Below are 371 nucleotides of genomic sequence, written 5' to 3' on the forward strand. Positions count from 1 at the left end.
CTTCGCCACGCCGCGTCTTGTCGATGAAGAAGCAGGTAATGCGCCAGTCGGGCAACTCCGCCAGCCCTTCCTCGTAAGCACGCCGGTGCTTGATGCTCGGCAATTCGTCGGTTGGCCCGAACTGGCACCAGCCGACGCAGGCCGGACCATCGTAGACGAGCGCGGCATGCGTGCGACCTTCGCGCACCCGTGCTTCCTTTGCGTCGCGGTTGCTCGCCGCGCCCGTACCCTTGGCGTGGAAGGCCATGCACCAGCAGCCGCCCCAGACGCCATTGTGCCGCTCGACCAGCGCGGCGAAATCCGGCCAGGTTGTCGTATCGAGAGGTTTTGTGCTGAAGCTCATCGGCGTCTCCTTGCGCAGCAAAGATAAC

At 64.4% G+C, this 371-nt stretch carries 1 protein-coding gene; it reads right to left on the minus strand.

All coding sequences use genetic code 11. The features are described 5' to 3' along the window. The coding region (locus EN850_RS34230; RefSeq protein ID WP_210238031.1) for a hypothetical protein at positions 1-343 on the minus strand (343 nt) is incomplete at its 3' end. Positions 344-371: the final 28 nt, after the last annotated feature.

Origin of the sequence: Mesorhizobium sp. M8A.F.Ca.ET.207.01.1.1, from assembly GCF_004794715.1 — a bacterium.
Classification (GTDB): domain Bacteria; phylum Pseudomonadota; class Alphaproteobacteria; order Rhizobiales; family Rhizobiaceae; genus Mesorhizobium.